The sequence below is a fragment of the Nostoc sp. FACHB-888 genome (assembly GCF_014696655.1).
Classification (GTDB): domain Bacteria; phylum Cyanobacteriota; class Cyanobacteriia; order Cyanobacteriales; family Nostocaceae; genus Nostoc.
In genome coordinates this window covers 20885-28371 of record NZ_JACJQM010000071.1, presented here as the reverse complement: position 1 = coordinate 28371, position 7487 = coordinate 20885, and the positions used below count along the sequence as shown (strand labels likewise).

Annotated in this window: 5 protein-coding genes; all 5 read right to left on the bottom strand. The window is 40.9% G+C overall.

What is annotated here, in order from left to right; translation table 11 throughout:
* Positions 1–231 precede the first annotated feature (231 nt).
* Complete coding sequence (locus tag H6G26_RS28005) at positions 232–1740, bottom strand: AMP-binding protein (protein ID WP_190733336.1); 1509 nt, start codon at positions 1738–1740, stop codon at positions 232–234.
* Positions 1741–1849: 109 nt separating this feature from the next.
* On the bottom strand, positions 1850–2830 hold the full coding sequence (locus H6G26_RS28000) for a CorA family divalent cation transporter (protein ID WP_190733334.1): 981 nt from the start codon (positions 2828–2830) through the stop codon (positions 1850–1852).
* A gap of 243 nt (positions 2831–3073) precedes the next feature.
* Positions 3074–5128 carry a tetratricopeptide repeat protein gene (locus H6G26_RS27995; RefSeq protein ID WP_190733332.1) on the bottom strand — a complete coding sequence of 685 codons (2055 nt, stop codon included), beginning with the start codon at positions 5126–5128 and terminating at the stop codon, positions 3074–3076.
* Between the two features lie 94 nt (positions 5129–5222).
* Entirely contained in the window at positions 5223–5501 is a 279-nt protein-coding gene (locus tag H6G26_RS27990) for a hypothetical protein (RefSeq protein WP_190733330.1), read from the bottom strand.
* Between the two features lie 87 nt (positions 5502–5588).
* On the bottom strand, positions 5589–7454 hold the full coding sequence (locus tag H6G26_RS27985) for an aspartate kinase (RefSeq protein ID WP_190733329.1): 1866 nt from the start codon (positions 7452–7454) through the stop codon (positions 5589–5591).
* Positions 7455–7487: the final 33 nt, after the last annotated feature.

Genomic DNA, 7487 nt, shown 5'->3' with positions numbered 1-7487 from the left:
AGGGGGGTTAGGGGGGATCAATAAGTGCCTAAAATCACAGCCAACCACTTTTCAAACAACCTCTAAGGATTTACTTAAGTTTAAGGAATTACGAGGTTTGAAACTCCAGGTTTAACGCTCTTCCGTCACTCTGGAGTGAAACCTTAATTTTTCGTTAGCTAACAATGTCGAAAATTCGTTAATTTTTCCAAAACTGATGAAAGAGGGCTAATTAGGCGTTGACGATCGCTATCAGCAAAATAGCTCAACTACTGTCGGTTTAGTCACTTTCCCCATAGCATTGCGCGGTAATTCTTCAACTATCAAAATTTGAGTTGGCACTTTATAAACCGCCAATCGCTCTTTTGCCCAACTCCTAAAAGATTCTAATGTTAAAGGTTGTGACCCTTGCAATACTAACGCCGCACAAACCCGTTCACCCCACTCTGGATCGGCAACCCCAACCACTGCACATTCCTGAATATCTGGATGCGATCGCAATACTTCTTCAATTTCTAAAGCTGAAACTTTATACCCTCCCGTTTTGATGATATCCACACTCATCCGGCCCAGAATGCGGTAGTTGCCATTCTCAACTACGGCGGTATCTCCAGTACAAAACCAGCCATCTTGGAAAGCTTTGGCGGTTGCTTCGGGGTTTTGCCAATATTCTATAAACACTCCAGGCCCTTTGACTTGGATCTCTCCTGGTGTTCCGGCTGGAACTAACTCCCCGTTCTCATCTACTAATCTCACTTCAACTTCAGGTAGTGGCTTCCCCACATATCCAGACAACCGTTCACCGTGTAAAGGGTTCGATAAAGCCATACCAATTTCAGTCATCCCATATCGCTCTAGCAGAAAATGGCCACTGATGCTTTGCCACTTTTCTAAAACTTGAACTGGTAACGCAGCCGAGCCAGAAACCATCAAGCGCATCTTAGCACAGCCTTCTGACATGGTTTTTTGGCGTTCCTTAGAGGCATTTTCCCAAGCAGCAATTAGCTTTACATAAATTGTTGGTACTGCCATAAATAGGGTTAAATTACCGTCACAAATTCGCCTCCAAACGGTTTCGGCATCAAACTTGCTCAACATCTGACACTCCGCGCCAGTCCATAAAGCACAAGTCAAGACGTTAATAATCCCATGAATATGATGTAGTGGCAGTATATGTAAAATGCGATCGCTAGATGTCCATTCCCAAGCGGTGTTTAAGCTAGTCACTTGCGCTTGAATATTTTGATGGGTTGTAACTACACCTTTGGGTTTACCTGTTGTACCGCTTGTGTAGAGAATTAAGGCGCGTCTAGTGATATCTACCTCTGGGAGCGTAGCAATATTAGATGGGAGCGTTTCTGAGGTGAGGATAAATCTCAAATTGTGTTCTTCGGCGAGCGATTCTCCTGCGGAGACGCTGCGCGATCGCAGTATACTTTCAAAATTAGGATGAGCAACAATAATCGATGCTCTAGAATTGGTAATTACATACTCTAATTCTGGTCGCGGGTGGGAAACACACAGAGGTACAGCTATGCCACCAGCACGCCAAATCCCCCATTGAGTGGCTACATATTCAAATCCAGGTGGGATGAGAAAGGCAACTCGCTGCTCCTGTAAATCTTCTGAATTATTAAGAAGACCTGTTGCTATTTGACTGGAAGAGTGAAGCAAATCTCGATAGGTAAATGCTCTATCCGTTGTAGAAATTGCTGTTTTATCGTTGTGTTCTTCAGCACAAGTAATCAATGGGAGATTCACGTTTATTTACCGATTTAGGATTGATTTAGTCTACTTACAGAAAGCATATAGCAATGCTAAACGAGATGTAAATTTTACTATTCCACCAATGTCTGTAACTTGAAAGACGTTACAACCAACGTTGCTTTTTAGCATAAGCAATACTACCAATTACAATTAATGCCATCACGCAGATCACAGCAGGATAAGCCCAAGGTTGCTCTAATTCCGGCATATATTTGAAGTTCATGCCATAGAAACCAGATATAAAAGTAAGTGGTAAAAATATAGTCGAGAGGATGGTCAAACGATTAATTCGTTCACCGGTTTTACTAGCAATATTATCGCGTTGAATTTCCATTAATTCTGACATCCAGACTCTCAAAGCTTGATATTCTTGCCAGAGTTTGTCAACGTGATGAACTAATTCTTGATTGAATAGTTCCTTCACTGGTTGGGTAATCCATTGGCAATCTTCGTGATCCATAATAGCCATTAATGACTTGATATTTTGAAAATTACGGCGTCCTGAACGAGTCGATTGCCTCATCGTTGCAATTTTTTGGTATGTTAATTCATCACCATAATTATCTAAAACTTCATCTTCTAAATCATCAAGTTTTCTAGAAATATAGTCAAATACAGTATGGTAATTATTCAGAACCTCTTTAAAAATGAGATAAAAAACATAGTCAATTCCTAAAGTTTCAATATCTTTAGTTCTTTTTTGCAGATTATTAGCTAAAATACTTAAAACTTTTAATTCAGTGATTTCAAAGGTGATAATAAAATTATTTCCTAGCACAATATTGCCGCGAGCAACCTCAAAATCATGATTTTTTATTTGAGAAGTTAATATTTCATAGCTGTCAAATAAACAATCTTCTACGTCTTCATCAACTCCAACAGGGGAATGGTTGAAAATCATATTAACACGAGATGCATTAAGACCAAAGTGCTTAATAATTTTGGCTGTTCCAGTGCGATCGCGGAAGTGAATACAGCGCAACCAAATATTGCGAGAACTATCAATTTGTTTCAGTACCGTATCGACATGATTGCTGGTAAATAATTCCAGGTTGTCTGGATGAAAAGTGAGGAGAGTTAGCATATAGCCATCCTAATTGAGTCGTAAGAAAATACTATGACTCATGTTGAGCGAGAATTTATTTGACTACAAGGACATATAAAATGTCAAAGCTTACGGTTTATGGCGGTGAATAGACATATTGCAATCCGCTTGGTGTTAATGATATTTTACCCCGGAAGATACCCCAACCCCTCTTAAGCTTGCTCTAATTCCCTCCTTTTTAAGTTATAGGCTTGGATTAAGGCTTAAAACTCATTGTCAAAGTCAATTTTTTTCTCTTTTCCTAGATCTAGTGCGAGTAGCTTTCGCTGGTGCTGACTTATTTTGTAGAATTGCAATCTCCCTTTGTGCATCTTGATAACTATCTTTTTTACCTTGCTGTTGGAATAGTTTTGCAGCTTTTTTGAAATCTGCGATCGCTCCCTGCTTATTTTTCTGCTTAGTGCGAATCACGCCTCGGTTATAGTAGGCTAAGGCATTGTTAGCATTAATTGCGATCGCTCTTGAATAATCTTGATTTGCAGCCTTTTTATTTCCCAGTTCGAGATAGGCATTACCACGGTTGTTGTAAGCTGCCACATCATTAGGATCTAGTTTAAGTGCTTCGGTGTAATCTTCAATAGCGCCTTTATAATCTCCGAAAGAAGAGCGGTGAATACCTCTGTGGATGTAAGCCGCAGTAAATTTAGGATCAATCTTTAAAATAGCGTTGTAATCTTCAGTAGCTTCGAGTTTATTTCCTAGATCGCTGTAAACATCACCACGATTAAGATAGGCTTCTATGTATTTAGGATTAATGTTAATTGCATCCGTATAATCTTTAAGCGCTGCATATTTTTGCTTATTAATAGATTGAGTTAAACCCCTTTGATAATAAGCTTTAGCATCACTCGGATTAATCTTAATTACTCTATCAAAATCTTGGATTGCTTCAATTCTTTGTCTGAGGCGACGGCGAAGGATTCCTCGTTGCAAGTAGGCTTCAGTATACTGAGGCTTGAGAGCGATCACTTTGCCAAAATCTGCCATTGCTGCTTTATGATCCTTCACTTGAACACGGGCTAACCCGCGGCCATAGTAAGCATAAGCATTTTCAGAATTTAACTTAATTGATTGAGTATAGTCTGCGATCGCTTCTTTATACTTGCCTAATTCCGAAAAAGCAAATCCTCGGTCAAAATAGGCATTAGCATCTTGAGGATTGAGCAAAATGGCTTGGCTAGAGTCTGCTTGTGCTTGCTCATAGTCTCCTAATCGATAATAAGCATCGCCTCGCCTATTATAAGCCAGAGCATTTTGCGGATCTAATTCAATAGTTTGATTAAAATCTTCAACTGCTCCCTCATAGTTTCCTGCTTCATATTTGCTTACACCTTGTTGGTAGAATGTCTGTTGAGCATCAGTTACAGGTTTTGATGATCTCAATTGCCACGCTCCAATACCAAGTGCGATACAGCCAGTTACCCCCGCCATAACTAATAATAATTTTTTCTGATGTTGTCTTTGCTGATCGTGCTTAATATTCGTTATCTTTTTCAAGTCGTCTAAAACTTCGGTTGCATATTGGTAGCGCTTACGATAGTCAAAACGCACCATTTTATTAATAATTATTGCTAATTTTCTATTAATTTTTAGGTTTTTGTTCCACCAAACTATTTCACCTGTCAGCCGATTTTTCTGAGTTCGCAAATTAGATATTTCGTTTTCAGATAAGCCTAAAAGTGCTGCGATCGCAACCATACCTAAAGCATATATATCGCTGTTATATTTGAGATTGCCGTTAACTTGTTCTATAGGTATATATTCGAGATTATCATTAGGGATGGCTTTATTAACAGTACCAAAATTAACCAAAACGAACTTTTTATCTGATTTACGGCGAATGATATTAGTCGGTTTAATATGTTGATGAATCACGCCATTGCTATGTAAAATCACCAAAATTTCTAATATTTCTGATAAAAGGCTAATTACTTGATCTTCCGTCAGAGGTTGTCCCTGGATAATTTCATCACTTAGAGGATTTCCAGGTATGAATTCTTGGACTATATAGAATTCTTCATTTTCTTCAAAATAAGCAATTAGCTTTTGAATCTTCTCGTGTTTCTGTCCTAGTTTTTCTAAAGTTTCTGCAAGACTTGCAAACAAGCTGCGTAAGATTGTTAAAGCTTGAGGATTGCTACTAGGAGGAGATAACTGTTTTACTATAAATTCGCTACTAGGAAGATTAATATCTTCAACTAGATAGGTTTTGCCATTCTCACCATTAGTGAGAACTTTTAGTATTTGATAATGTCCATTGAGTAAATGACTATTCATTAATATAAATATAGTATTATAAATGGTTTGATTATAGCTTAGGTGTTATTACTGTTGAGCTTTAGATATAAAGATTTATTTCTTTTAAAGAATATCACCACATCACAGAGTAAAAGGGTGGTATCAACCAAAAGCCGCTCAAAAAACTTAATTTAGTTTGGTGTGGTGCAAGCCGAATTTCAGAAATAGTAGCCATGATGGAACAATGGCATCCCAAGGATGGACTGTAGATCGCATTGTTAGCCGAAACAATCACATTGTCAGCCGAAACAATCGCATTGTCAGCCAAAACAATCGCATTGTTAGCCGAAACAATCGCATTGTTAGCCGGAACAATCGCATTGTCAGCCAAAACAATCGCATTGTCAGCCAAAACAATCGCATTGTCAGCCGATGTATCAATAATGTAAGGAGAAAATAGTTATTCTCTCCTGTGGATAGAAGGAATTAGAGCCAGGTTTTACGCTGGGACGACAAATTTCTCAGTACCAGCCAGTCCAAAAGCAGCATGAATGACTTGCAAAGCTTTAACACCTTGCTCTTGTGCCACGACACAACTAATTTTTATTTCTGAGGTAGCAATCATTTGAATATTAATTTGGTGTTCGGCTAATGCTTCAAACATTTTAGCGGCTACACCTGGTTGTCCCACCATACCTGCACCTACAATACTTACTTTAGCGATCGCACTATCTAAAACAACTTCACCCCATCCTAATTCTGCTGCTACTTGGGTAAGCATTTTTTTTGCACTTTCCCCGTCTATCCGCGAGACTGTAAAGGCAATATCTCGTCTGGGAACACCATCAATCACCCGACAACGCTGAGACTGGATAATCATATCAACGCTGATATTATGCTGCGCTAACAGTCCAAACAGCTTCGCCGCCATCCCCGGCTGATCTGGCAATTGGCGAATAGCAAGACGCGCTTGATTCAAATCAAGGGCGACACCACGAACGGGAGAAGTGGGGAGTGGGGAGTGGGGAGTGGGGAGTGGGGAGGATAAAAGAATTAATTTATTTTCCCCTGCTTCCCCTGCTTCCCCTGCTCCCTGCTCCCCTGCCTCTATCTCAAAGGCGCTGCGGAGTGCGTTGACAGCGCGATCGCATTCGGCGGCATCGACTACGCAACTTACTTTTACTTCGCTGGTGGAAATCATCTGGATGTTCACGCCTGCTTCTGCCAAGGTGGCGAACATCTTTGCAGCTACGCCAGGACGGCCAATCATGCCCGCGCCTGCGATACTGACTTTGGCAATGTTATGTTCCACCATTACCTCGGCTTCGTCAGATTTGGGGTTAGATTGACTCCTCAGTGCTGGGGCGATCGCTGCTGTTACTGCTTCTGCCCGTTTCAATATTGGTGCGGTGACAGTAAATGCTATGTCATTACTGTTACCTTCATGAACTGACTGAATAATCAAATCTACGTCTACTTTTTGCCGAGAAATTTCGCCAAATAACCTTGCTGCTACGCCTGGTTTATCGGGTACACGCAACAAAGCCACCTTTGCTTGGTCAGTGTCAAATTCTACAGCATCCACCGAACGGGCAATTTCGAGATTGATCAGCGATCGCCCTTGGGGTTTGGCTGATGTTACCCAAGTACCAGGGGCATCTGTCCAGCTAGACCTAACTACTAAAGGAACACCATAGTTACGAGCAATTTCCACAGCGCGGGGATGCAGCACTTTTGCCCCTAAGCTAGCTAGTTCCAACATTTCATTGCAGGTGATGGCATCCATCAACTGGGCTTCGGCTACTAAACGGGGATCTGTAGTTAAAATCCCTGGTACATCTGTATAAATTTCACAAAAGTTTGCTTGTAATGCGGCTGCGATCGCCACCGCCGATGTGTCAGAACCACCACGCCCCAAAGTTGTAATTTCCATTTCTCCGGCGTTGGATGTGCCTTGAAAGCCTGCTACTACAACTACTTTACCTGCATCTATGTGGCGAGTTAGGCGAGTAGTTTCAATATGTAAAATCCGAGCGCGGCTGTGTTCGGCTTCGGTAACAATTCCTACCTGAGCGCCAGTCATGGAAATTGCTGGTTGTCCGAGTTCCTGCAAAGCCATACTAAGTAAGGCGATGGTGACTTGTTCTCCAGTGGAAAGCAGCATATCCATTTCCCGGCGGTTAGGATTTGAAGAAATTTCATTAGCTAGTTTGACGAGTCCATCGGTGGTTTTGCCCATTGCCGAAACTACTACGACAAGCGAGTTTCCAGCTTTAACAGTTTTGTAAACGCGTTGTGCAACAGCTTGAATACGTTCGACTGAACCGACAGATGTACCACCGTATTTCTGAACTATGAGCGCCATAACTTTTATACAATCAATTGTGTCTGCTTTGCT

Bases quoted from the DNA above. Each gene is read 5' to 3' on its own strand.
- H6G26_RS28000 (WP_190733334.1), bottom strand. From the start codon at position 2,830: ATGCTAACTCTCCTCACTTTTCATCCAGACAACCTGGAATTATTTACC.
- H6G26_RS27995 (WP_190733332.1), bottom strand. From the start codon at position 5,128: ATGAATAGTCATTTACTCAATGGACATTATCAAATACTAAAAGTTCTC.
- H6G26_RS27985 (WP_190733329.1), bottom strand. From the start codon at position 7,454: ATGGCGCTCATAGTTCAGAAATACGGTGGTACATCTGTCGGTTCAGTC.